The organism is Acidithrix ferrooxidans (assembly GCF_000949295.1).
In the GTDB taxonomy this organism is placed as follows: Bacteria; Actinomycetota; Acidimicrobiia; order Acidimicrobiales; family Acidimicrobiaceae; genus Acidithrix; species Acidithrix ferrooxidans.
On sequence record NZ_JXYS01000028.1, the window covers coordinates 1 to 26599 of the forward strand.

The window sequence follows — 26599 nt, forward strand, 5'->3', positions numbered from 1 at the left end:
TCGCTATCTATCATTGCGTCACCTCGAAGGAGATTCCTGCGTATAGCTTGATCTGACCACCTTTAGCAACTGTCTCCATCGTGCCGGAACTTCGAGTCATTGCACTTGCTGGCAACTTCAAGACACGGCCACCTCTGGTGGTATCAATTCCACTTTGATCGAGCAGATAGATATCTCGCACAAACTCCGATTTCGTGTAACTCTTAGCAGCTGGAAGAATCGTCAAAACTCTATAGAGATCCACAAGTTTGACAACTGTACCTGCTGGGAGCTCCTTTTCGGCAACTACTAGGTCATAAGCAGTTGCGATCATCTCAATAAATGTTTCTGGCTTTAATCCAAATTGGCGCTTTGAGAGGCCTTTCAATTGAGCAACCAAAAAACTAGGGCGAATCCCCCGCTGTTTCTTCTTTTCAATGATCACTGCGGCGTCTGAGGGAGAAAGCGAGATTATTGTCGGATAGGAGAGGAATTTTCCATCGGATTCAATAATCCTTATATCTTCCTCCTCGCAAAGAGAAAATAGTTCCTCCTTGTAAGAGCCCGACTCCATTATCTTTGAGACATCTACTTCAGCAAGGGAACTAAGTTCATCCACCACCGAGCCAATCCCCTCAACCAATGTTTTCAATTCAGTCACAGCAAGGATGTAATCTCGAACTGAGCCAGTTTGAGAGGCCTTCTTAGCCTTTTTCCCCCGAGCGCTGATGGAATTTACAATACGAACCAACTCATCAACCGTTGCTTCGGCCATCTCAAAGTGTCGCTCTAGAGAACTATCCTGCTTCAAATTGGGATTCAAACAATCATCCTTTCGATCACATATGAAAGCGGCTACACATCTAAAAACACGAAAAGTGCAAATGCAAGTTAGTACTACTTTAATGTATCATCCCAGCTAGTCGCCTAGATCCAATTTCATACGCACCCTTCGAAATAGGGATCGAATGTAGTTATCTCGTAACGAAACACCAAGAAATGACCTTGATAAAACCGATCCTCCCCAACCGGATAAGATCAAGAAATCAAGCCTCCTTCTTGCACCATTGACAAATCCGCCTAGCGTATCTTTGAGGGAACTCTACAGTCAAATCCAAGGTTTTGGTAGGATCAAACTGTTCTATCACAAATAACATTTCGCTCGCATCTACGAATTGAATTAGAGCTCATCTAAGCTGGAAAATCCATTTAAAAAAACTAACCGCGGCATGGGTATAAGAGTTAATAGAGCCCTTGCCTCTAGGGGTATATGGGGTCGTTCCGTCATCCTATCGCAAGTCAAATGGCTAAAGCTAAGAGTTCATACACTATAGCTGTGGCAATAATCGCCAGAGATGGACCCCAAAAGCCACTAGGAGTCAGAAAGACCAGTCACCAGCAAATAAATCTCGATCAATTCTGACCTACGCGAGAAATTAGACCAGCTTGATGGACCCAGCTTGATTTGCCAGCCAGCCCAGGACAAGACAAATCGATATAAACCAGAAAAAAGCTCTAGATCTGACAAAACAAGAAGAACAAATCTCTAAAAGAGGAGCCTTATCCTCCTAAGCAGCGGTTCATGAGCAAAAGCAACTGGGCAAAAGCAACTGGGCAAAAGCAACTGGGCAAAGGGTAGCTTGTGAGGCTTACTTAGCAAAGCTTTAGCGTACCCGGGGCGGGACTCGAACCCGCATGACCCTTTCAGGTCCGGGGGGTTTAAGCCCCCTGCGTCTACCATTCCGCCACCCGGGCAGCATGAAACATCATAAACGCCCTGTGGTCTATTGCCAATCGCTCACAATTGAAATAAATGATCAATTAAAATAAACCATCCTTGCCCAGCAAACAATTAGCTCACCGCTCCATTTGCTGACAAGCCGCCAAACAATACCATCACAGACGGTCACCTAGGGTTAGTCGCCATTGTGATTGACGAATCCCAAGAGCATGCTCTGTGGTTTTAACTATTTGGTCTAGGCGGCTAGCTCCGAAGTGCAAAAAGGGCACCTTGTGGCAGCAATATTGATTTCGCTGGTACAGAAGTCACATGCCTTAGTGATCGGATCGGCTGGAAGCGGAGCCTTCTTTGTCCGTGCCACCAATGAGTTGATGGGCTTTACTACAAAGAAGAAGATTACCGCTGCCAAAATAATAAATGAAACGATCGCATTGATGAAATCACCAACTAGAAAAACGCTCTTATTTACAGTGAAATGAAGAGCAGAAAAGTTGAAATTTCCAGCAATTCCAATTAGTGGTGTTATGAGATCTTTCACCAATGCAGTTACCATGGCGCCAAATGCGGCGCCAATTACGATACCCACAGCAAGGTCAACAACGTTGCCACGCAAGACGAACGCTTTAAATTCACTAATAATTTTCATTCATTCACAATATATGACCAAGGACAACTTGACCTTCAAAAGATCATTTCTTTAAATAGAGCCAAACCACGGAATTCGCGCCCACTGAGATCGAAGTGGAGTCACTAAAGCCATCGCACTCATTTGGCCTCGAGACGATCTTTCTTGGGTTTTCCACTCCACGTCCTTGATATTTGGTGGCATCTGTATTTAGGATAACCTCATACTCCCCCGCCTCTGGCAGACCAATAGCAATTGAATCGTATCGCCAACCAGAAAAATTAGCCACACAGATCAATGTCCCTGACAAAGAGAAGCGAGCTGTAATAAAAAGATTCTTATCAGCATCATTTGCTCGGATCCATGAAAATGATGCTGGATTTGAATCTCCCTGATATAGCTCAGGATGACTCTTGTAAATTCGATTCAGATCGCTCACCAAGGTAGCGATCCCTTTATGTACTGGATTGTCAAGCAAGTGCCAATCAAGGCTTTGATCGTGAGCCCACTCCGAAATCTGGCCAAATTCATCGCCCATAAAGAGCATCTTCTTGCCTGGATGAGCCCACATCCATCCATAGAGCGCCCTTATGGTAGCTACTTTAGTCTCTTGGTCTCCCGCAAACTTCGAATAAAGAGATCCCTTTCCATGTACGACCTCATCATGAGAGAGAGGCAGGACAAAATTCTCCGAGAAGGCGTAATGAAGGCCAAAGGTTATCTCACCATGGTGATAGGAGCGATACATTGGATCCCTCCTAAGATAAGCAAGGGTGTCGTGCATCCAACCCATGTTCCACTTAAAACCAAAACCAAGACCACCGTCATATGTGGGTTTTGAGACCTTCGCAAAGGCTGTCGACTCTTCAGCAATCGTCGTAGCACCGATTTGATGCACCATTTCATTGAAGTATTTGAGAAATTCAATCGCATCTAGATCTTCGTTGCCACCAAAGATATTAGGGGTGTAGTCGTTCCTCGAATAATCCAAATACAACATGGACGCTACAGCATCGACCCTAAGACCATCAAGGTGAAACTCTTCAATAAGATAGAGCGCCGATCCCAGCAGAAAATTTCTCACCTGTGGCTTTGAGTAGTCAAAGACCAGCGTACCCCAATCACCATGACTGGCCATCTTTGGGTCGTCCTTTTCATAGAGGCTATAGCCATCAAAGTTCGCAAGGGCAAATTCATCGCGCGGAAAATGGGCCGGAACCCAATCGGCGATGACCCCAATTCCAGCTTGATGGAATCGATCTATAAATTCCCGAAGTTCGTCTTGGGTTCCAAATCGTGTAGTGGGAGCATACAAAGAGGTCGTTTGATAGCCCCACGAGCCATAGAAGGGATGCTCATTGATAGGCATTAACTCAACGTGGGTAAACCCGGTCTCTATGATATGAGGCAACAAGAAGTCAGCTAACTCCCGAAAGGTCAGATGACGAGAAGGATCGCTGGGGTCACGGGCAATCGAACCCAGATGTAACTCGTAGATCGAAATCGCCTTATCGCCTAAATAGGTCGGTCTAGTCGACATCCACCCATCGTCTTGAAAATCATAATTTGAGTCATATGGTATCACTGATCCCGAAGAAGGTGGTTCGGCGCTCTGCCTGGCGTAGGGGTCGACTCTCTCAACCACTCCACCCCACTGAGTCTCAATGCGATATTTATAGCGCTGACCTGGACCAACACCAACCATAAACCCTTGCCAAATCCCAGAGTCTCCCTCTGGATTCAAATAGTAGGCAGTTGATGGATCCCAAAAATTCATATCTCCAAAGACTGCAACGCTCTTAGCGTGTGGGGCCCAAAGCGCGAAACGAGTACCAAAACTTCCATCCATAGTTCCGACCCTGGAACCTAAATGGTCAAAGATTCGATTATGCCTTCCGTGGCCAAATAAGAAAAGATCAAGTTCTCCCATGAACGTCAACTCGGCCATCTTAGTGGTACTCCTCATTCTGGATTTAAAAAATATTCAAATCGTCTCGCAACCAATACTTCATCGAGATCCGGCCACATCAAAGATTCTATCGACGCCCATATTTCACCCCGTGCCAACTACATGCCCACGGTTATGGAGTTGAAATCACCCGTAGATGATCTTTTAAATGGCTACCTTTATTCAATCTAGGTTTATTACTACATGCTAAAGATAACCCAAAAAAAATCACCCTAAAAGGCAACCCGAATCATCATACAGGATTCAAGGAGCAAGATTTTGGAGTCACCAACCAATCAAGTTGGATAGTGTCAGCAAAAATAGGGGCTGATGGGCTTCAATATGATTTAGACGACACGAATCTAATTACCTATCCAACATTGCAAAAGGATAACTCGGTCGATCTGTTATCATCCCGCTTCATTTAATCTCCCCTGCTTCACACGTTGAATCAACTCAAACACATGGATCCGAGTCAAAAAATTACTTGCGCCATTCAGGCTGATAAGATCTCTAGCAAACGGAGATAAATAAACATAGCGGGCTCTCACCTTGAAATCGAAACCTTTGGCTCCATCTAACTGGCCAATGCAACAAGCATTAGGTATACGCTGTCAAGCGCAAAAAGTAAAATGGCAAGGCAAAGCCACGAACATCTTTGTAACGCCTTCATATTTACCAGTAAAAGAGACAAGACCTATTAGCTGCCAAAGCAAAAAGATTAAAAGCACCTCAGAAATCCTTTTGGCATAGATCTACCAAAAGGAGCTAACTCCCACCAAGAAGGTAAAGGTCCGAGATGGCGACCTTGGGATCGTAATTGCCTAGTTCGCTCAGCCAATTAGAGACCAGCTCCTCAGAGGCATCGTCACCAACTTTAAATTCCACCCCACCAAGAGATGAAGTCAGAGCTAGCAAAAAGGAAAGTGGAACCCCAATGTAGTCCTGTCGAAAGCGCTTCTCGTAATATAGCTCATAAAGAGCCTTTTCCATCTCAAAGAAAAGTGTCAAATATGTACTTTGGATGTCCTCAAAGATGAAAGCTCCAAAAGGCGATTTGGCATATCCATCCACGAGCGCGCGCCTCAGCTCTAAAAGTAGAGCGTTAGGATCCCCTAACAGATCTCCTTGAGAGCGAGCGATCTCGATCGCATACGACAGTGATCGAAGAGCCCCACCGAGATCCCGAAGGGGATGGTTAACTTGGCCGGCATCGCTGATAGGCTCGCCTTCAAAGTCGATGATCTTCAAATCTGAACCGCTCAGCATGACTTGCCCCAAGTGAAAGTCACCATGAATCTCAAAACGATGTTTCGCCAAGTCTGATTTATCGACAATTCCAAAGAGGGGCACAGAGATCTTCTCGTCCCCAACGAGCGAGCTAGCCCATCGGCCACTTACCACGTCACCTCGAGCTCGACATCGATGACGGGCCCAATCATCGAGATCGTAGACCTCGTCATGGGCTGATAAGTCTATTCGAGCAAGCTCATCTAGACGACCATGCAATTTGCCAAGCGCCAAACCGATACCATGAATATGGCTCAATAATAGTTCACGGCGCGTTTCATCCAACTCTAGAGTTAGCGACTCTATGAGATAGTCCCAAAGACTGCGTGGCTCAGATAGAAGCTCGGTAACAATTGCTACAGTTTCGCCACCCTTAGAGAAGATTTCGCCGTAGAAACGAGGAACCACATCGCAATCGGCAAGAAGGCCATAGAGACGAGCCTCCCTTGGACGGGTCCCCACACTTCGAAAATATTTGCCAAAGGCAATGTCGCCCACTCGAAAGGCAGAGTTGGTCTGGTCCAAGACAATCGGAGATATCTTCTCCCCATAAGAGTTAATCAAACCTTGAAGCTCGGATCCTTCTCGAACTACCACTGATCCCGAACCGACCAATAGACCAAGAGCCACCCCCAGGATCTCACCAGCGTCCTTGCTCAAAAGATCTACAACCTCAAAGTCAAAAACTACCTCGGCAGCCTTGTGCGCCGAACCTTGGTCGACACCTTCATCGTCGCCATTTAGCCCCAAGGACTCCTTGAACGAAATAGAGTAAAGCCCCCTAAATGTACCGCTCGAGGTGTATATTCGAGCTTCGTAGATAGCACCGTCAAAAGATCCTGGCTCAAATAAATCACCGTAGAGCCAATCCAAATCCACGCTTTTTACAGATTGGCCCTGGCCAAGCCACCTCAACGAGGAAGAGTGGGCGTTTATGTGTTCACACACGACCTGGCCGAGTTCATCTATTGTTGGGTGTCTATCCAAGATCACGCACCGCCATAAAGATCGTTCTCTTGTTGATCTACCTCTTGCTCTTCGATTTGACTTCGCATTGAGGTCCCACTCGCTGAGATATCAAACCAAAAGGTACCATAAGCCGATAGGGTCAAGACATATGGTACCGAGGTAATCCTAGGAAATACGACACCGCCCAAAAGTTCCCTGGCGATATTTCCTTCGTATGCGCTAATGTCTAGGCTCACCGGCATAGCTGTTCTGGCAAAGTTATTCACACACAGAATTGCAGTTCCAGTCTCTGGATCTCGCCTAACAAAAGAAAAGATTGCGTCGTTATCGTTTTCAATCGACTCAAAATCACCGGTGCCAAAGACTGGATTACCACGACGGATCCAAAGCATATGACGAAGCCACTGTAAAAAAGAGCTTGGATTTAGAAGTTGAGATTCAACATTTAGAGCTTCATAACCGTAGACCGGATCCATCAAAACTGGCAGATACAGACTGGCATAGTCCGATCTCGAAAAGCCACCGTTGCGATCTGAACTCCATTGCATTGGCGTGCGTACCGAATCTCGATCACCCAAATACATGTTGTCGCCCATCAGAATCTCATCACCATAGTACAAGACCGGCGAACCGGGCATCGAAAGCAAGAGCGAGTGCAGCAACTCAGCTGTTCGTCGATCGTTGTCGATCAATGGCGCCAACCTTCTCCCGATTCCTACGTTACGGCGCGCCCTAGGATCTGCCGCATATGCCTGGTACATGAAGGTACGCTCTTCGTCAGTAACCATCTCTAGGGTCAATTCATCGTGGTTACGTAAGAATATTCCCCATTGGCATCCATTGGGAATTGGAGGGGTCTGAACTATAGCTTGACGAAGTGGCTCCGAGGACTCCTTCTTGATAGACATGAACATCTTGGGCATTATCGGAAAATGAAATGACATATGACATTCGTCGCCGTCTCCAAAGTATTCAACCACTTCATGAGGAAGTTGGTTCGCCTCTGCTAAAAGGACCTTATTTTGGTATTTTGAATCCACCTCCTTGCGAATCACCTTTAGGAGATTATGAGTCTCAACCAAATTTTCACAGTTTGTTCCTTCGCGTTCAAAGAGGTAAGGAACTGCATCAAGTCGAAACCCATCTAGACCCCTCTCAAGCCAAAAGTGCAGAACCTGCATCATCTCATTGACAACCTGGGGGTTATCATAGTTCAGATCGGGTTGATGAGAGAAGAAGCGGTGCCAATAGTATTGACCTCGATTCTCGTTATAGGTCCAATTTGAACGCTCAGTATCTACGAAGATTATCCTGGCGTCCTTGTATTGTTCTTGATCATCCGACCAAACGTAAAAGTCTGACTTGGCATTGGTGGTATTTGACGAGGACTCGATAAACCATGGGTGTTGATCTGAGGTGTGATTCATGACTAAATCAGCTACGACCTTTATACCCCTTGAATGACTCTCCTCGAGCAAGCGCTCAACATCTGAGACATTGCCATAAGCTGGGAGCACTGTCATAAAGTCGCTAATGTCATAGCCACCATCTTTGAGGGGCGAAGAGTAAAAGGGCAACAGCCATAGCGTATCGATCCCCAGCCACTCCAGATAGTCGAGCTTTTCAATGATTCCGGGAATGTCACCGGTTCCATCGCTATTGGAATCAAAGAAACCTCGTACCAGCACTTCGTAAAAAATAGCATTTTTGAACCAATTTGGCTTTAAATTGAATTCCTTCATTAACGTTCCTCCGAATCGATACATTGGGACCATTTGTCTCTTGGTCGCAGTCCCTAAAGCGTTGCCTTGTTAGATAGGTAAAATACCGATCGGGTCTAAAAATATGCTCTCGTTCATCCACGTCTCGGCTCATCCGCCATCGAGTGTCTCAATGGCGGTTCTCCTGTGACCTGATCTTGAGAATCCAACTTTGATCAACAACAAAAATAATCGCTGAAAACCACCTTTAGCCTTGTTCTACAACGCCCGTACTCCTAGATTTGAGCATACGGTCTAAATTCTTGTAGATAACTGAAAATTCGACGGATAATCACCGAATTATAAATTTTTGATCAAAATAATTGGCCTTGACCAAAACCACCTCAGCCCAATTAACCTAGGTCACATCTCGATATCTAAAAGGTGTGCAACGTTGGCCATCGGATCCAATCGAACAAAGGCACGATCTCCACTCCAGGAGTAGGTCTCTCCGCTCAAATGGTCATGTGTGACTATCTCTTTCGATATCCCCAGAAGCTGCCTAATTGGCCAAAGCTCAATCTGTCCTTCGCTCGGGGAGTGTGTATCTAAGTTACAGACGACGATAAATAGATCCTTTAATTCAGCGTCATATCTAAGGAAACTCACTATCGATCCATTGTCACAAGGAAGTTCCCTAAATCCGGCTTGGTTGGAAAGCGCCATAAAGTGACGACGTCGAAAGATATTGAGATTTGTGATGTCAAAGTCCAATACGGCTTCGTGCTGATAGTCGCGCCTTCTGATCTGGTACTTCTCTGAATCTAGATATTCCTCAGACTCAATAGAAAATGGGGTATTTTCGCAAAATTCATACCCACTGTAGATTCCCCAAGACGTTCCCATCATCGCCGCCAAAGTTGCCCGAAGCCTAAAGGCAGCTCGATTCCCAAAGCGAACCACATCACCGAGGATATCAGGGGTATTGGGCCAAAAATTAGATCTCAGCGTCGCCGCGACGTCGCTAGCGGCTAGCTCATTACCATAGGAGATCAGCTCATCCTTGGTAATGCGCCAGGTGAAGTAGGTATAACTTTGAGAGTACCCAATCTCGCCCAATCGATACATCAACTTAGGCATAGTAAAAGCTTCAGCTAGCAAAATTACCTCCGGATGCTCACACATCAAGCGGTCACAGATGTATTCCCAAAACGGCAGGGGCTTGGTATGGGGATTGTCAACTCTAAAGATATGAACACCTTTTGAAATCCAAAACTCAAAGATGGAATAAACCTCGCTCCACAACTCAATTGCGTGGTTCGCATCGAAGCTAAAGAAGTTGATTGGATATATATCTTGATATTTCTTAGGAGGGTTCTCGGCATAGGCGATCTCATTGTTGGAGCGAATGCTAAACCACTCCGGATGCTCTTTGACCCATGGATGATCCGGAGAGGCCTGAAGCGCTATATCTAAAGCGACTTCAATGCCAAGCTCCCTAGCAACTGTGATTAATTTCTCAAAGTCCCCAAAGTCCCCAAGTGAAGGCTCAATAGCGCTATGTCCGCCTTCGTGATAGCCAATAGCCCAAGGAGAGCCGACATCGTCGATCTCAGCCACGAGAGTATTGTTTTTACCCTTGCGATTTGTCACCCCAATGGGATGAATAGGGGGAAGATATAGGGTGTCAAAGCCTAATTTCGCTATTCGTGGTAGGAGATCGACTACACCACTCAAACCGCCCACTGATCTAGGAAAGAGCTCGTACCAATTGCTAAATCCAGCCTTTGGTCTCTCACATCGAAGACTAGGACCCACGTAAAGCGTCGCTAGTTCGATACGGCTTGGCATATGCACATAGGGAGCGATCGCCTGAAAATCGACAAGATCCAGCCGCAGACTGGCGTCAATCTCCAAATTCATAAGATTAGAGATAAGATAGCGACTCTGAAGTGTGCGTTGTTCCACTAAAAACTTAGGGTCTGAATCAATCTGATCTAAACCAGTTGGCCACACCAAAAGTTCTTGGTTATCGAGTTGGCGATCTAACAGCCAAGCAATGTCTGCCAATTCCAGGTCATAAGAATCGCCGATCGCACGCTTTCTCCTAGCTAGGTCACAGAGTCGATCAACCTCGTCTGTCCAAGCGATGACAACTCCTGATAAAAAGCCGCACTCGCTCGGAGTTGCACAAATGCTATATCTATCATTGCCTAGCTCCTTTAACTTGGTGAACGAGATCTCTGGAGTTGCCCCAATATCAAAAAGAGAGATCGATTCCGCCAAATCCTTTGCCACCAGAGAAAAGAGTGTCCGCCTAGGCAATTTAGGTTCGCCAACTAAGTCAAAGTCAAAATTGACGCCACTTCCCTGGGTGGCTTTTATATATCCACGTCTATTCACAGTGACAGGAGAGATCTGATGTATAAAGATTGGAGCAAGCACAATCGCAAATTTAGTTCGCCGCGATGGTCATTAGGCTCCTAAGTCGCAAAGATATTGAAATCAATGAATCTTACAGGTAGAAGATGGGTGGTTTTCCGGCTCAAGTTAGCCCATAGCCATAAAACCAATCGACAAATAAAAGCCAAGACAACGACAAGAAAAAATCACAATTATTCAGGAGATAAACGAAAATATAAAAGTGACAGAAACTAGGAGCGGATTTCGAGAGCTATAATTAGCCCGAGTAGCAGGTAATTTAAAGCAAAAACGTCTAGAACGTAAAAAAGAAAATTACTCTTTACTTTTTCGCATTATAAACTTACACCTAAAGGAAAAAGAGATAACTTTATAGTTCGATAATATCCAAAACCAAAACCATTCCTTTGGCATACTTGTTATTTATCTGAGATAATCACGGTGAACAAAAGGATCGCGTAACGGTATCTTTCTGGTCGAAAATTATTCGTCAAAATAAATTATGAGAATTAAATGAAACTGCATGACATGCATATTTGAGACATGCTTCATCAATTTATCAGAACAGACTCCTCTAGATTTGAAAAGTCAAATGACCATAGAAAGTCCAAGGGCCATCGACCATAATCTAAGCTGTCGATTCCATCCCACATTCATGTTGAAAAACGGGCGTGTCCATTTGCTGAGCATAAGAAGCAGGCCTAGAGCGGCCTTTTTGAAGCTCCCAAAAACCCGCATCGGGATCGTCCTCTCCTAAATTGGGAGACCATTGAGTCTGATGACTACCATCTAACTCTTTACCGCATTCACCACAGATATATGCCACATAGGGCTCACCACCACAGTCCTTGTGAGTGATTAAAAACGGAGTGGGCTCCCCGTTGAAGATCCAATGATCACCCCACTGACGAAGTGCTGCAATTACAAGCCAAAGTTGGCCACCCCGCTCAGTTAGGACGTACTCGAAGCGCTCAGGGCGATCGCTGTATCGTTGCCGTTCCAATATCTCCCGTTCCACCAGGCGCTTTATTCGTGCCGACAGAATATTACGGGCAACGCCCAGATGGCGATGAAAATCGTCAAAACGAGTAACTCCTAGAAAGGCGTCTCTCAATATCAAAAGCGACCACCAGTCGCCCACTATGTCAAGTGTTTGAGCCACCGAAGAGTGCATCTGCTCTAACTCACCCTTACGCACCATTAGAAACCCTTTCACTTGACGAAAATATTTAGATTTACCTAGCGGCAATTATAATAGTAAAATCCAAACCATAAAGATGTAAAATACGACTGGCATGGGTGCCATTCATCAATTCATCCAATGCTAAACCTGCCAGGGTAGAATTTGAAATTTTGACAAATCCACTACTTTATTACGATACATCAAAGCTGTAACAATAAAAAAATCTCGACCAAGCACTAATCGCTTCATCGAGAAGATACTAAAAAACAAAAGACTTCCTGATAAGAGTCTTTCAAGAAAACTCGTTCTTCAATTTTACTTATCGAGAATTATTCAATGAGAATTACCTCAATTTTACTTTCCGAATATTATTTGATGGTTCAAGCACTGGTATGGCCACTCCGAAAATATAACTCGCGTCCGCCTCAAGGTTCTAACCATATACCACTGCAAGTAGCGCTTGCAAGTAAGTATTTGACCAACGGCTCCCAGTGTGGCTAAATACATACGCTCACTATGAAAGTGTCAGGACGCAAAATGGAATATAAATACGGTATTACCACATTGACCGGTCAATCAAGGTTCTACCAATCAAATGAACTAGCGCACGGTACTATCGTTGGCCCATACCAAAGCATCGCCTTCTCATCTTCTTCCATCTAACCTTAGAGAAGCATCGAAGCCTTAGAAATGGTTCCATCAATATGGCAAGAGGCTCTAGCCTTGTTAGATATGGAAAAAGAAACGATCGGCTTTGTTGGGCTCGGGCTAATGGGGAAACCAATGGCTATCAACCTTTTAAAGGCCAACTACGTGGTCATTGCCAACTCACGCTCTATTGCACCAATCGATGAGGTGGTAGCGCTAGGAGCAAAACGCGCCTCAACAAACGATGCACTCGCCACAGAGTCAACGGTTGTAATTACCATGCTGCCAACGCCCGATGTGACTCGAACCGTTGTGCTAGGAGCCGATGGTCTTTTATCAAAGATGACTGCCGGTTCGCTCTTTATCGACATGGGAACAGAGAGCCCATCTCTTGCCCAAGAGATAGCAAAAGCGGCTGGTAAGGTCGGGGTTGAAGCATTGGATGCACCCGTCTCTGGAGGCGACATCGGTGCAATCAATGGCACTCTTTCGATAATGGTTGGAGGCGAGACAAGGGCATTCGAGCGCGCTAAGGAAATATTTAGCGTCCTTGGATCTTCCGCTTTGCACCTTGGTGGACCTGGAAGCGGACAGATCGTCAAGGCCTCAAACCAGATAATGGTAGCTGGAATTCTTGCTTCCATATCTGAAGGGCTGGCGCTAATCGAGGGTTGCGGCATCGACATGGACCAAGCCATCAGAGCTCTTTCAGGAGGGCGTGCTGGCTCAGCTCTACTTAGTGCCAAGGCTAATCAGATGCTCGAGCGCTCTTACGCACCTGGATTCAAGGTTGATCTACACCTCAAAGATCTTGGAATTGTGGCAGAATATGCGCGCCAACGCGGTATTGCCATCCCCGTCACATCCCTCGCCACACAGTTGCTTATTGCCGTTGAAGCCTCAGGAGGCGGCGACTTAGATCACAGCGCAATTATCGAAGCAATTAGGGGCCTTGGCCACATCGACTTAGGGGTAAAACCTACAAACTAAGACCGTAATCATCCAGAGCACCCCATAAAAAATCACCAACGTCTCTCCTTGTACCCCAGGGTCACCCATAGGAGGCAGAAGAAGAGACGTTGAACGCCATGACCTAAATGTCATAATTCAAATAGAGGTCTACTAACAAGATGTATGATATCTCCAGCTTCATTCCAAGAGCAACCCTAACAGATCTGGTCCCTAGGTCAACCAAAGGGCAATTCTCCGTTGTTGCCAAAGAAAACAACCAAAGCGAACTACTCATCTTTGATATTGGAGTGTTAAGCCAAGATTACCTTGCATACCCCCTTGACATAGCCAGGCGATACCAAGGTACCATCGGAGGATTTCAATGGTCGCTCAATGGCGACTTTGGACTATACGTCGACACCTCTGGAGATCTAAGGCGATTTGAAGAGGGAAAGGAGCAAGAGATTATCCTTCGCTCCGGGGAGGTAACTTCCATCTCACGTGTAGTAGATTCAAATCAATTCATAGCCACTCTAGATAACCGGCGGTTGGCACTCCTGCACTCCAGCGAACCCGGCCATGGCTATCGGGTCATCTTTGGAGGGGGACGACCCGCAAATCCTGATCACTTCATCGGAGATGAAACCTCTAGTTCCTCTTGGGGAGTCACGGCCTTTAGGCATTGGTACGATACAACCATGCCTTGGTATGAATCAAGAATCATATTCGTGAACGATCAAGGCGAAGTAATAGGTATGCTCGATCGACCAAATACCCTTTACTCACAACCACGATTTTCACCTGATGGGAAAAGACTGGCGTTCATCTCGTCAGCGACTTCCCGCCTAAGTATCTATCTAATGGACAGCCCATCTGCAACACCAAGAAGGATTACATGGTCAGACCATGACTATGGTGACGTTGATCTAGGATTTGGCCAAGCAAGCTTTAGTTGGAGCCAAGACTCTAGGTACATCTACGCTTCGAGGAACGAAAATGGCTTTGCAAGACTCATGGAAATCTCTATCGATGAAGAAAAAGAGCCCCGCGAAATTGCCAAAGGCTTCTTAGATTCGCCAATCCATCTTGAAAATACCTTAATCTCAATTCGCTCAGGAGCCAAGACCCCTACCCAAGTTGTCGCAATTGAGACCACCAAAGGAGCCTCGCCAGATGAACTAAAAAAGATTCCTCTATTTTTTGCTCATTCAAGAGATATCCAAAAGTCAAAGCTAACCGAGCCAGAACTGCACATCTTACAAGTCAAAGAGACAGATCAGCTTGTGATAAATGCAAGAATCACTAGATCTAGCACTGCCAATACAATAGGTACGATCGTTGCTCTTCACGGTGGCCCCATTGGTCAACACCACGTCAGATTCGACTTTCGACACGCCTTTTACAACTCAATCGGCTTTGACGTTGTAACCCTAGACCCCAGAGGAACTTCCGGCTACGGAATCGATTTCATCAAAGCCCTCAATGACGGATTTGGCGACTTCGACGTCGACGATGTCACAATGGGAATTACCAAATTAATTGAAACAAATAAAATCTCACTACCAATCGCACTCATGGGCGGATCAGCAGGAGGGCTAGTCGCACTCAGGGTTGCAACTGTCGCTAACTTACCTATAAAGGGGGTAATCGCCCTCTATCCCGTCGTCGATCTAACAGCACTTTCGAAGACCACCCATCGATTTGAGCGCAACTTCCTGAATATCATCGTGGGTGATCCAATCAAAGATAAAGAGATTTACCTCAAACGCTCCCCCATCAACGAAACAAAAGAGCTGAAAGTTCCTGTCTTACTTCTTCAAGGGGATCAAGATTCAGTCGTTGACGCCGACACCACCACTGAATATGCGAAACGCCTTCGGATGCACAACAAAAATACATCGCTCTGCATCTTTACGGGCGAAGGCCACGGATTCAATCAAGAAACCACTATCAAAAACGAGACGAAAGAGATAGTAAACTTCTTATTTGAACAATGTGGATTTTCAAATCCAATGGACCACGATCTCAATGTTAACTAAATCATTATAAATACAACACCCCGCTATGGGAACTTGACCAACTTATAGCGGGGGTAAATGAAGACAACAAGACTCCTCAATTTACAGTTTCAAAATAATCCATTAGAACAAACTGCCAGAGTACTGTGATTGATAGAATCACCTCAAAGATCAAAATTGATACAATTGTACTTGATAGATCTCTCACTAAAGTGCAAATTAGGAAGCTAACAGGGCAAGAAAACCCTACTTTACACCGGGGTCCATCTTCTAATTTTGACTGGCTACGATGGTAGCCACCCAAGTTGAAGGCTAGTCATTCTGGGTAATTTCGTCCAAGACAAGCCCCTTTGTCTCTGGAAAGAAAAGGAACAGAATTGGCACCAGAAGCACCATACCGAAAAACAAAAGTGCAACCGATGTACCAATTGAGATAGATGTCGCAAAGTAACCAACGAAAGCAATACCAAGCACCGAACCGACCCTTGAAGCTACTGTCACAATACCACCTCCAAGGCTGCGTGACGCTGGCGAAAAAAGCTCGGTCTGATAGACCCCAAGACTCGGAACCACCGCAGTAACGAGAGCAGAACCTAAAATAGTCCAGACCCAAAGTCCGATTCCGCTAGAGACAAAGCCAAGAGCTAATCCTCCACCGCCAATTACTATTGCAGCTGACGCCACTATACGTCGCCCTTTTGTCTCTGCCAACCTCCCGCCTATAGCCAAGCCAATTGAACCGGGGATATTGGTCAGAACCACAAAGAGGCCAATTGCAGAGGCACTAAAGTGGCGCTGAGTTCGAAGGTATTCATTTCTAAATTGTGTGGTAGGGATGAGATAAAAATTGGTCAAAAATGCGGCAACCGAAGCGAGAATCAGCTTAGATCTCGACATCGAGGCTCTTGGGCGGACCACTACTTCGTCACTCGAGCTCGCGACCCTGTTGAAGTACCTATCGGCAATCGAGTATGAGACTGCCACCCCAAAGATGCCAAGCGGCAAGGAGATCAGATAAAGTACTCTCCAGGAATAATTCGAGATGCCCGCTATGGGCAGCAAGAGATCGCAAAGTCCCGCTCCAATTGCCGTGCCAATTATCAGGAGCGCCAACGCCCAGGCACGTTGTCTTTTAGCCACAGCCTCTGACGCTAAGATAGTGATCAACACCGCAATGGCTGCAGTGGTCCCCTTGGCTAGCACCTGAAATACTCCAAGCCACAAAATCGAAGGAGAGAGAGCGCTAGCTACGGTAAATATAGTTCCAACGACCAACGCAATTCGAATGACACGGATCCTTCCAGCCCTTGGTACAAAAAGGAGAAAGGCAAAGCCAAAGACTATATCAAAGCGCGAAAAGAATAAGATCGATGCCTGAACACGAACCGACGAAGCGAACTCCTTAGCAGAGAAGGTCAATGTTTGTCCAAGCAAAGTTGCAAAATATGCAACGGTAATCGAGATAAAGAGTAGGCGTATCAACCCCTTAGCTACATCTGCATCGATTGGATCTGGAGGTAGCCAAATCGGCATTTTGATATCGGGATTCTTGGACCTTAGAGGTTTACGAATCGAACGAGCAACAAGCGACCCAAAACCCAAGAGAGAGACCCTGTAAGAGACCTTCTGTCGAACTCGATATAGGTCCGATTCAGCCTCAATGGCAACCTCTAGACGACGCTCGTAGTCGATTGCCAAGCCACTATCTCCCACAAAGTAGCCATAACCCTGTTCTAATTCGGCCACCAATCCGCGCCTTGGCGTTAGGATTGCCTCGAATTCTTCCTTCGATAGTTCGAATTCGTCGCTCAAGACAACTTTACGTGACATTTAATTCCCACAAACTGATTTCTCTTAAGGGGCATCTGCTCGATCCGAGACTACAACCTAGACTATCTTTTGACATTTACCTTCCTGGCGCCTTTGGGTACCGGGAAACTATACATTTACTTCTCACAACTGGTTTTGATATCGTGGCAAACGAAAGTTATTTCAGGGTTCTAGGCGGCCAATCACTCTCTGGGGAGTTTTTAGTTCAAGGCGCCAAAAACGCAGTTCTCAAAGAGATGGCTGCAACAATTCTCGCCACAGGCGAACATCACTTCTACAACGTTCCACGCATAGTTGACGTTGAGATCATGGCGGAACTTCTTCTTTCGATGGGAATCAAAAGCGAGTGGGCAAGCATCGATCACCTAGTAATCTCCACGCCTTCCGCCGATGACATTCTTCCATTGGCGGACTATGAATTAGTCGAAAAGATTAGAGCCTCAATAACCGTCCTTGGGCCACTAATTGCACGTCTTGGAAAAGCCAAAATCTCCATGCCTGGAGGAGATGACTTTGGCCATCGTCCCATCGACATGCACTTAGAGGCGCTATCAGAACTCGGTGTAAAGTTCACCAGTTCCCATGGCTATATCGAAGCAGAAGCTCCGAGCCTCTCATCTAACGAGATATCGCTAGAGTTTCCAAGTCACACTGGAACCGATAACGTTCTAATGGCTGCAGTTTTAACGCCAGGACACACCATCATCAACAATGCTGCACGAGAACCCGAAGTAATTGACCTAGGGATGATGCTAAATTCGATGGGGGCACATATCAGCGGCTTGGGAACCTCTACGATAACAGTTGACGGAGTAGAGCAACTTCGTCCTGCAAACCACATAGTTGTACCAGACCGCATAGACGCAGCTACCGCAATTGCGGCTGTAGCTATGAACCGGGGCGAAGTTATGATTCGTCGAGCCCGATTAGCCCACATGGAGATGCTGGTACGCAAGCTCAAAGATACTGGCCTTGATTTTCAGATAGACAATGATGGCTTTGTCGTAAAGGCATCGAGACGACTAAATGCAGTAAACATAGCGACGCTTCCCTACCCTGGCATTGCCACAGACTATCTTCCGCTGCTGGTCTCAATGCTCGCATGTGCCGACGGAGATTCGATAGTTACTGAAAATTTATTTTCGGGACGATTCAAATATGTCGATGAACTTCGTCGCTTGGGGGCTAATATGACCACCTCAGGCCATCACGTGGCAATCCACGGTGTCGCATTCCTATCTGGGGCTCCCGTGAAGGCTACAGACATTAGAGCAGGAGCTGCGCTATTGGTAGCTGCAACCGCTGCCGAAGGTGAAACCAGGGTTATTGGAGCATCTCACATACAACGTGGATATCAGTTTCTAGCTAAACGTCTTTCTGACCTTGGAGCATCGGTCGAACTAGTCGAAGAGAGCAAGTCGGCCTAATCCATCAGCCTAATCAAAGGTTAAAGTCCATTTTACCTCTCAACATTTGGTTGCTGGGCCCAAGCACAGCCGTCTCAGCCCATTGGCATAGATAGATTCCTTGAGGTTTTATAACGCATAGCTCTATTGGCTAAACTATAAAAGGTAACGAGATTGCACTGATTCATAGCAGTTCGACTTCATCTGGCTAAAGATCAATGCAGCCCAAGGGACAAGGTTCGCATGGAAAGATCCAAAGAGCCCCAAAGTTCCATTAATGGTTATGGAGAGTAGCAGAATTTGAGACAAAGAGACCCCAAAGAACTCTTCGACCGTGCCTGTCATGGCGATAGACCCAGTCTCGCGCGTGCGATCTCATATATAGAACGAGGCGAAAAACAAGGCGACGAGATAGCCTCATTCGCCTTTAGGAGTCATAGAAATGCCTATACGGTTGGAATAACAGGTGCGCCGGGCGCCGGAAAATCTACATTAACCTCCTCAATAATTGAAGTAATTAGAGGGCACGGAGAAGAGATCGGTGTAATTGCAATCGACCCATCTTCACCGTTTTCTGGGGGAGCAATTCTGGGGGACCGGGTAAGGATGCAAGAACATGCGCTCGATCCTGGGGTCTACATTCGATCGATGGCGACCAGGGGCCATCTGGGGGGTCTTTCAGTTGCTGTACCAGAAGCCGCCCGTCTCTTGGGTGCAGTTGGCTTTCCAAGCGTAATCATTGAAACCGTTGGGGTAGGTCAAGTCGAAGTTGAAATCGCCCGCGAAGCCGATACCACAGTCGTCGTGGTGAACCCAGGGTGGGGAGATGCGGTTCAGGCAAACAAAGCGGGGTTGATGGAGATAGCCGATGTCTTCATCATCAACAAGGCCGACCGGCCCGGCGTTCGTGAAACTCGCCGTGACCTCGAAGGGATGTTAGATCTATCCAATTTGGGCGACTATCGCCCACCTATAGTCGAAACCGTTGCAGCTGACAAAAAAGGATGCGAAGAGGCGTGGGATGCAATCTGCTCCCATCGAGACTATGCGAAGCGATCGGGCCTCACAGACAAAAGGCGTTCGACTCGAACCAGAAACGAACTATCGAGAATATTAGAGGCAATGATCTCAAACAAGGTCGATCTCCTCCTAAAGAATAAGGGTACCCTTGAAATGTTAGATTCAATGGATGCCGGAACCATCGATCCTCGCACTCTGGCTAATTTGCTTCTGGCAGCCGTAACCTGAGATGGGATCCTCAAATGATTTATGATTCGACTCCTTTGCGCAAGAGCTTTGGCTATATACTTTGACAATTCACCACGCGCTACCTAGATAAAGTGAGCCCAAGGGTCATTACCCATTGGCACCGAAGATCTCTCTCGAAACTTTGACTTCGATAGACCTACTACAAAAGGATGATCATCAATGAAGAACGAACTGATTAAGTACGAAAGCATCGGCGAGGTTGGCGTCATCAAATTAGATAGGCCAAAGGCAAATGCTATCTCGCCTGAACTGCTAGAAGAACTGCTAGAGGTTGCTCAAGAGTTGCGGGAAAGGCCACCCCGGGCACTTGTTATCTGGGGCGGCGAAAAGATCTTTGCCGCTGGTGCCGATATATCGCGCTTCGGAGGGCCAGTCGAAGCTCTCCATATCGGAGGTCTCTTCCATAAGGCACTAGATGCAATTGTGGCCATTCCCAGACCTACTATTGCCGCAATTAGTGGCTTTGCCCTCGGAGGCGGTTGCGAATTGGCTTTGGCTTGTGACTTTAGAGTGGCTTCACCTGAAGCTAAAATGGGCCAGCCTGAGATCCTCCTTGGAATAATTCCCGGCGGAGGCGGCACACAACGCCTTCCTCGCCTTATCGGTTCCTCCCGGGCAAAGGACCTCATCTTTAGCGGCCGGCAGGTAAATGCCCAAGAAGCTTTGTCGATTGGACTGATCGACAGGATTGCCCCATCGAGAGAAACCCTCCTTGAAACTGCCATGGAGTGGGCGCAATCTTTGGCCCAAGGCGCATCTGCCTCCATTGGTCTGGCAAAACGTGCTATTGACCTTGGCTTATCAGACTCGCTACACCATGGCCTAAGCCTCGAATTGCGACTATTCGCTGAATCCTTTACCACAAAGGATTCAGAAATTGGCGTCTCATCTTTTCTAGAAAACGGTCCAGGTAAGGCCCAATTTACCGGCGAATGATCGATTGAATTCGGCGGGGCTGACCAATGAGACTGCGAAAAGATCGATAGAAGCCCCGCCGCCATATTCTAGCTAGACAATAATTTAGCTACCGGTTACCTAATGATTATCCGCAATCAAAAAGACACCGCCGATTTGGACACCTAAGGGTAAGGATCCATTTGCAGTTCTATCGATATCCCTCTACAGCGCTTACCAAGGAGTTTTGGGACCAGCGCAATCACAAATCGTATCAAAGATTCCCTAGAGGCGCTATCTCTTGATACCTTCAGACAAAGAGGCGCTAGCGATCATGACCGATCGGCTCCTTCGGACTCCCTGGCCCTGTCTTCACCTTTATTTTTACAGAGCCCAACGGGCCAAGCCTCACATCGATGCTCATTAGCGGCTAAATAAAAAACCTGAACCGATCTAGCGATCGCCCCAAGGTGTCATCGAGGCGATAGATCGCTCCTTATTGCAGAGTTAGAAATAAGTCACAAAGAATCCGAGTCAACCTCTATGGCCATCAAGATAGACTTCGCAAGCAATCTTACGGAGCCGTCTTTTGACAATCCGAAGAATCTAACTGTGTATTCTCAGCCCCATCTCAAACTCCTTAGCCAAATTGGGATTCGATGGAAAGACTTGGATTAGATAGCCAAAGGTTCCGCCCCCCTTAGCGTCAAAGGCAGCCCTATATAGATTGACCTCAGTTGGCTGTTCATCTTTTCCATGTGAAAGTTCATGGCTTGTCATATAGGAACCAGTAAAAGTCGCCTCTAAGGTTTCGTAACGAGCAAACTCTGTACTTCCGGGAAGAACCGGACCATAAAGGACTTCGACCCGTAGATCTTGCGCAGCTAGTCCCTCAGCACTAACCTCGATATGTAATTCTCGTAGATCACTCGAGCCACCATCGTCATCATTCGATTCCTCGGCTGGCAAGCCTGGCACCACATCAAATGAGTAAATCCGAACATTCTCAAAAGCCGCTCGAATTTTGGCCTTCCATTGAGTAAGTTCCTTTATTCCAGCAAAATCATCTTCAAACAACCGCTCTGAACGTCGAGCTAGAGGTACATAAAAGTCATCAGTATAATCTTTCACCATACGAGCGCCAGATATATAGGGTACGAGGCTGGCCATCGAGTAGCGAACCATCTCATACCATGCAAGCCGGTCGCCATTTGCATTCTTGTTGAAGTAAAGGGGTATAACCTCTTCTTCAAGGGTCTCAAAGATGCTGGCAGTCTCATATGCATCTATCTCGTTGTTATCAAGGCCATCAGGGGCAGATGTCGGAGCGAAGCCGTTCTTGGCGTCATAGCATTCAGACCACCAACCATCAAGAATTGAACAGTTTAAAGTTCCATTCATAGCCGCCTTCATACCTGAGGTACCTGATGCTTCAAGTGGTCGACGAGGGGTATTGAGCCAGACATCAACGCCTTGATATAGAGATCGAGCGATCGAAATGTCATAATCGGGAACGAATATAAAGCGGTCTGAGACGCCATTATCTCTAGCAAAGCTCAAGATGCTCGCGATCATCTCCTTGCCAGGATCATCAGCGGGATGCGCTTTTCCAGCGAATACAAAGGCAACGGGCCGTTCACTATTTCGAAGCATTGCCAGCAAGCGATCTTTATCCCTCAGCAAGAGGGTTGCTCTTTTGTAGGGGGCAAAACGTCGTGCAAATCCAATGACTAAAGTGTCAGGCGTAATCGAGACGCTGTGAGTGCTTTGACCATCACGCGCAACCTTATAGTCGCTCTTTTTTAGGCGCCGTTCGATCGCATCCACTAAGACCATCTTGGCAGTGCGTTTCGCACTAGCAATTTCTAGAGGATTGACCTCCAGAAATCGATCGTACTCTTTGACGTCAGCCTCGGGCCAGGAGTCCAATAGCGTCTTTGAGAGCAGCTCGTCTATCTTTGCCAGCGTCCAACTTCTAGCATGTACCCCATTGGTCACGTGCTCGATTGGAATTTGGCTCACATCTAGCTGTGGCCAAAGGTCGCTAAACAGCTCTCTCGAGACAAAACCGTGGTCCCTCGAGACCCCATTTGCCCTACCTGATAGGCGCAGCCCCATATGAGCCATATTGAACTCGTCGCTCCCAAAGTCCCTACCCGCCGATCCAAGTGCAAGAAACTCATCGAGGTCAAGGTCCATGCTCTTTAGATACGGCCCCAAGTAGGTCTCGATCAATCCTCTATCGAACCGATCAATACCTGCCGGAACTGGAGTATGAGTGGTGAACATCGTAGTGGCACGAGTGGCCTCGATTGCCTCTTGCATGTTGAGACCGCTGGCTCTAAACTTTCGAATGCGCTCTAGCGTCAAAAAGCCTGCATGGCCCTCATTCATATGAAAGACGTCAGCGCGTACTCCAAGAGCGTCTAGTGCTCGTACTCCACCAATCCCAAGAAGAATCTCCTGAAGTAATCGGTGGGTTCTATCCCCTCCATAAAGTCGATCGCTCACATTGCGCAGAGGCACCTCATTTACCTCGAGATCAGTATCTAAAAGTAAAAGGGTGATGCGGCCCACCGTAGCTATCCGGATAGCTACAGTCAGAGAGTCATTGCCTATCGGCAACTCAAATCGATGACTTGGGTCACTCGATACAAGTCGATCGGTGTCAGGATCGTGAGAATAAGTCTCGTGTTGCCAGCCATCTGATCGAAGCGACTGAGAGAAGTAACCATCACGATAATATAGACCAACCCCTACGATTGGGATTCCCAACGAAGATGCTGACTTCAAATGGTCACCCGCTAAGACGCCAAGGCCACCAGAATATTGTGGTAGAGCCTCGGTAATACCAAATTCCGGAGAAAAATAAGCCACCTGAAGATTCTCGTGTGGGTACTTAATTTGAAAATATCCACTTGAACTTCGATGACGCCTCAAATCGGCAGCTATCTTATTCAATTGCTCTACAAATCGAGGGTCTGAAGCCAACTCGGCGATGCGAGCCATTGGCACACGATCCAAGAGCGCCGCAGGATTTCTCTTGGTCGACTCCCAAAGTTCCGGGTCAATCCATCGAAACAACTCCGCCGACGGAACGTGCCACGACCACCTGAGGTTCCCAACAATTTCATTCAGGGGCAATAAAAGCTCGGGCAGTTTCGAGCCAACGTTGAAGACATGAGATGCTTTCATGCCTTACAACATAAGCTGCATAAACCAATTCCAGGTCACTTTAGAGATAGCCATGAAAGCGTTTACATCTCAAGTGCGCACAAGACTAGATTTCAATTAGGTCTCAATGATACTAAAGACCACTGAAAAGGCCCGTTATTCTACAAATCCATTATTGACCATCTCACATTCCTCAAGCGAACCAAAGCTTCCAAATAGCTGGATTCACCCCAAATCGCTTTTCGCCAACAAAACAGAGCCCACCTTACCCCTAAGAACAGCCACTAAAACAAGTACCCGAAATAGACCCTTGGTGTCGCCCATCTCAAAAACAGCCCTTAGTTGGCCTCGGGACTACTCAACACCATGTGACCGAACCACCTAAAACTTAGAAATCCCATTCCAAACATAGCAAGACCAGGTGATAATCGATCTTGACTATGGCCAAGGAGACAATTGAATAAGTGGATTTTTACTCGTTAGGGATTCTAAACTCCGCGTAATGCCAAACAAGGCATAGCAAGCGCAATCCGAGTCAAAAAATACCACACAAAATAACTTAATTTTGCATTGTGCAATTGTCTCCGTGCGACATGAGGGCGCCAAACTTAACGCTTCGAAAAAGAGGAGCTTGTCATTCAGCTGGCAAAGCCCACCGACACATGCCAGAGGAGTAATTCTCTGGTATGGAGCTGTCGGAAAAGTACCCGTGGGGAATCTCATAGGCCAAATCCGTGAGGTGAAGCCGACACTGCCAGCAACAAGGCCCTAAGGGGCCAGACAATAAGGGACCAGGCAATAAGGACCAGGCAGCATGGAGGTAGGCGTAGCTGGGTATGAGCAACATATGTGAACTGCTGGTTAAAGATCGTTATTGCAAACAAGCCAAAGTTTCTGATGGGCTTAGACCAAAAGCTATCTGGAACGGTCGAATCATTGTCTTATAGATGCGCGCTGACAACAATTTCCTTCTGTGAAAAGGCAGGCCCTAACCCCAGCGTATGTTATTTCGGTGGAACATTTCTAAGTCGCTATCTCCGCCCAAGCAATTGGGCAAGCCAACTACAAGGAAGGCCGATGGGGATGCGGGCATACGGATTGGTGGAATATTCAATTGGAGGCAAAGCGAAACGCGCTCTTGTAAAGAGACAGATACACCTTGAGACATTACCTGTTGAGACATTACCAGGTGCGAAGCCAAGCAGACTTCTCTGTGGATTCAGGTTAAACCGTTTTAATTTCCTTTACAGTTGGTGCTCAAGAAACAAATACCGACACCGCTTCCGACTCCAGGGCGCCTGACATGGGGGATAAAGTTCAGGAGATGCCAGGTCGATCTTTGACCGAGAATCGCATGACCAAATTGGTCTTCGGATAGCAGGTTTTTGAGGACGTAAGTTGTTCACACAATGAAACAAGTACACTGGTGCGTCGAGGGGCAGATAACGGGTCGATCCGGATCGTAAGTGCTCCATCGACGATTTGGAGATCACCAGCGCAATTGAATGCTTCACGTAGCAATGCCCTCGCCTCGTCCATCGGACAGATGGGTGCGATCATGCGGGCTAAGGCCGACTCCGCTTTGTAGGTAGACATGCGGATTGCGTGAGTCACGAGCTTTCTCTCCTCGTCCATGAGTACCGCCTCTGGGCGAATGCTATTAAGTGGTACTCGGGTGGGGATATCATGGACCTCTTGGCCGAGGCGGTCAACTTCGCTTCGTGCCTTTTCTGTTATTGCTGTGAGTTCTGCATTTTGTGTCTTGAACTTCACCAAAGATGTCCGCTTCGACTCCTCGAGTGCGATACCTATCGCTGCTTCTGCCTGAGATAGGGCGAGACGTGCTTTGCGTAAATCAGCCTGGGCTGTCTTTTTCGCAGGATTTGGGACCATGCGAAAAGGGTCGTCTCCTAAAAAACTGTAGGAATCGAGTGCATCGAGTGCGAAGTGTTCTCTTGACGCCAGCGAGCAAACATACGATGAGCTATCTCTGACGCACTGGCATCGGTGCGGGAGGTTACTATCTGGGTTTGGCGACCACCTTCCCTACGTCTGGTGATCTGACGACAGCTAAGGGTCTTTTGGCCGTCAACTTCCTTTGTGAGATTCAGACAGATACCTCTATCAGCCAGCTCATAGAGGTATGAAACGCCATCCTCGATAAAGGACTCTTCGAAAAAGGCATCATCTGGCTCTTTCGTGCGCTTGTTTTTGACGTAGGTGACAAAGTCGATCTTGTTTCGGACCATTTCTGCGAACAGATTTGGTGACCATCCGCCACGGTCGAACACCACGGTCATCGTGTGGCCCTTAGCCAAGGCTTTGAGTGATGGGAGTAGGCGCCTGATCTCCGAGACCAATGAGGCGCTAAGTTCAGAGGTCACGACAAAAACAGGGTCACCCCTCTGATCGGTCGCCCAGGTCTCAACGGTTGCTGGTGCTGCAATCCTGGTTCTGGTCACGTGTGCTTTTTGTAGGTCTCGTTTCCCTGAATAGACTCGGACGTGGCCATCGAGATAGAGGTAACCCATTACGTCGGGATCTTGTTCTGCG

Annotated in this window: 16 protein-coding genes and 1 tRNA gene; 5 read left to right on the forward strand and 12 right to left on the reverse strand. The window is 47.0% G+C overall.

Annotated elements, in window-relative coordinates; translation table 11 throughout:
* Window positions 1-10: 10 nt before the first annotated feature.
* From AXFE_RS06080 to AXFE_RS06115, 8 genes are all read right to left on the reverse strand, one after another.
* On the reverse strand, window positions 11-802 hold the full coding sequence (locus AXFE_RS06080; RefSeq protein WP_052605009.1) for a hypothetical protein: 792 nt from the start codon (window positions 800-802) through the stop codon (window positions 11-13).
* Between the two features lie 847 nt (window positions 803-1649).
* Window positions 1650-1734 (reverse strand) — tRNA-Leu (locus AXFE_RS06085).
* A 221-nt stretch (window positions 1735-1955) separates the two neighbouring features.
* Window positions 1956-2366, reverse strand: a complete 411-nt coding sequence (gene mscL / locus AXFE_RS06090) for a large conductance mechanosensitive channel protein MscL (protein ID WP_052605010.1) — start codon at window positions 2364-2366, stop codon at window positions 1956-1958.
* Between the two features lie 43 nt (window positions 2367-2409).
* Window positions 2410-4293, reverse strand: coding sequence for a 1,4-alpha-glucan branching protein GlgB (glgB, locus tag AXFE_RS06095; RefSeq protein WP_052605011.1), 1884 nt, complete (start codon window positions 4291-4293; stop codon window positions 2410-2412).
* A gap of 768 nt (window positions 4294-5061) precedes the next feature.
* The gene (locus AXFE_RS06100) at window positions 5062-6570 is read right to left on the reverse strand and encodes a hypothetical protein (RefSeq protein ID WP_152625902.1); all 1509 of its coding nucleotides are present in this window, start codon (window positions 6568-6570) and stop codon (window positions 5062-5064) included.
* Between the two features lie 2 nt (window positions 6571-6572).
* On the reverse strand, window positions 6573-8294 hold the full coding sequence (treS, locus tag AXFE_RS06105) for a maltose alpha-D-glucosyltransferase (protein WP_235347662.1): 1722 nt from the start codon (window positions 8292-8294) through the stop codon (window positions 6573-6575).
* Between the two features lie 381 nt (window positions 8295-8675).
* Window positions 8676-10697: an alpha-amylase family glycosyl hydrolase gene (locus tag AXFE_RS06110; protein WP_052605013.1), complete on the reverse strand. Its 2022-nt coding sequence runs from the start codon at window positions 10695-10697 to the stop codon at window positions 8676-8678.
* Window positions 10698-11301: 604 nt separating this feature from the next.
* On the reverse strand, window positions 11302-11874 hold the full coding sequence (locus AXFE_RS06115; protein WP_200891198.1) for a winged helix-turn-helix transcriptional regulator: 573 nt from the start codon (window positions 11872-11874) through the stop codon (window positions 11302-11304).
* 672 nt (window positions 11875-12546) lie between these two features.
* Between AXFE_RS06115 and AXFE_RS06120 the strand changes: the two genes are divergently transcribed.
* Both AXFE_RS06120 and AXFE_RS06125 read left to right on the forward strand, forming a co-directional pair.
* The gene (locus AXFE_RS06120; RefSeq protein ID WP_082058532.1) at window positions 12547-13494 is read left to right on the forward strand and encodes an NAD(P)-dependent oxidoreductase; all 948 of its coding nucleotides are present in this window, start codon (window positions 12547-12549) and stop codon (window positions 13492-13494) included.
* Between the two features lie 140 nt (window positions 13495-13634).
* Window positions 13635-15494, forward strand: a complete 1860-nt coding sequence (locus AXFE_RS06125) for a S9 family peptidase (protein ID WP_052605014.1) — start codon at window positions 13635-13637, stop codon at window positions 15492-15494.
* 291 nt (window positions 15495-15785) lie between these two features.
* Here the strand turns inward: AXFE_RS06125 and AXFE_RS06130 are convergent, their stop codons facing one another.
* Window positions 15786-17303, reverse strand: coding sequence for an MFS transporter (locus AXFE_RS06130; RefSeq protein WP_052605015.1), 1518 nt, complete (start codon window positions 17301-17303; stop codon window positions 15786-15788).
* A 143-nt stretch (window positions 17304-17446) separates the two neighbouring features.
* Here AXFE_RS06130 and murA point away from each other — a divergent pair, with 143 nt between their 5' ends.
* From murA to AXFE_RS06145, 3 genes are all read left to right on the forward strand, one after another.
* Window positions 17447-18730, forward strand: a complete 1284-nt coding sequence (gene murA, locus AXFE_RS06135) for a UDP-N-acetylglucosamine 1-carboxyvinyltransferase (protein ID WP_052605022.1) — start codon at window positions 17447-17449, stop codon at window positions 18728-18730.
* A gap of 279 nt (window positions 18731-19009) precedes the next feature.
* A complete protein-coding gene (gene meaB, locus AXFE_RS06140; RefSeq protein ID WP_052605016.1) occupies window positions 19010-19957 on the forward strand; it encodes a methylmalonyl Co-A mutase-associated GTPase MeaB in 948 nt (315 codons plus the stop codon).
* A 180-nt stretch (window positions 19958-20137) separates the two neighbouring features.
* Window positions 20138-20914 carry an enoyl-CoA hydratase/isomerase family protein gene (locus AXFE_RS06145; protein ID WP_052605017.1) on the forward strand — a complete coding sequence of 259 codons (777 nt, stop codon included), beginning with the start codon at window positions 20138-20140 and terminating at the stop codon, window positions 20912-20914.
* Window positions 20915-21478: 564 nt separating this feature from the next.
* Here the strand turns inward: AXFE_RS06145 and glgP are convergent.
* The 3 genes from glgP to AXFE_RS19910 form a co-directional block, all read right to left on the reverse strand.
* Entirely contained in the window at window positions 21479-24067 is a 2589-nt protein-coding gene (gene glgP / locus AXFE_RS06150) for an alpha-glucan family phosphorylase (RefSeq protein WP_052605018.1), read from the reverse strand.
* Window positions 24068-25363: 1296 nt separating this feature from the next.
* A complete protein-coding gene (locus AXFE_RS06155) occupies window positions 25364-25939 on the reverse strand; it encodes a putative transposase (protein ID WP_052605019.1) in 576 nt (191 codons plus the stop codon).
* A 17-nt stretch (window positions 25940-25956) separates the two neighbouring features.
* Window positions 25957-26599 (reverse strand): putative transposase (locus tag AXFE_RS19910; protein WP_160291749.1); only part of this gene is annotated, 643 nt, incomplete at its 5' end.

What these genes read in the sequence shown, in the direction of transcription:
- treS (WP_235347662.1), bottom strand. Translation starts at nt 8,294, where the DNA reads ATGAAGGAATTCAATTTAAAGCCAAATTGGTTCAAAAATGCTATTTTT.
- glgB (WP_052605011.1), bottom strand. Translation starts at nt 4,293, where the DNA reads ATGGCCGAGTTGACGTTCATGGGAGAACTTGATCTTTTCTTATTTGGC.
- AXFE_RS06155 (WP_052605019.1), bottom strand. Translation starts at nt 25,939, where the DNA reads ATGGTCCCAAATCCTGCGAAAAAGACAGCCCAGGCTGATTTACGCAAA.
- AXFE_RS06115 (WP_200891198.1), bottom strand. Translation starts at nt 11,874, where the DNA reads ATGGTGCGTAAGGGTGAGTTAGAGCAGATGCACTCTTCGGTGGCTCAA.
- AXFE_RS06125 (WP_052605014.1), top strand. Translation starts at nt 13,635, where the DNA reads ATGTATGATATCTCCAGCTTCATTCCAAGAGCAACCCTAACAGATCTG.
- mscL (WP_052605010.1), bottom strand. Translation starts at nt 2,366, where the DNA reads ATGAAAATTATTAGTGAATTTAAAGCGTTCGTCTTGCGTGGCAACGTT.
- glgP (WP_052605018.1), bottom strand. Translation starts at nt 24,067, where the DNA reads ATGAAAGCATCTCATGTCTTCAACGTTGGCTCGAAACTGCCCGAGCTT.
- AXFE_RS06145 (WP_052605017.1), top strand. Translation starts at nt 20,138, where the DNA reads ATGAAGAACGAACTGATTAAGTACGAAAGCATCGGCGAGGTTGGCGTC.
- AXFE_RS06120 (WP_082058532.1), top strand. Translation starts at nt 12,547, where the DNA reads ATGGTTCCATCAATATGGCAAGAGGCTCTAGCCTTGTTAGATATGGAA.
- AXFE_RS06130 (WP_052605015.1), bottom strand. Translation starts at nt 17,303, where the DNA reads ATGTCACGTAAAGTTGTCTTGAGCGACGAATTCGAACTATCGAAGGAA.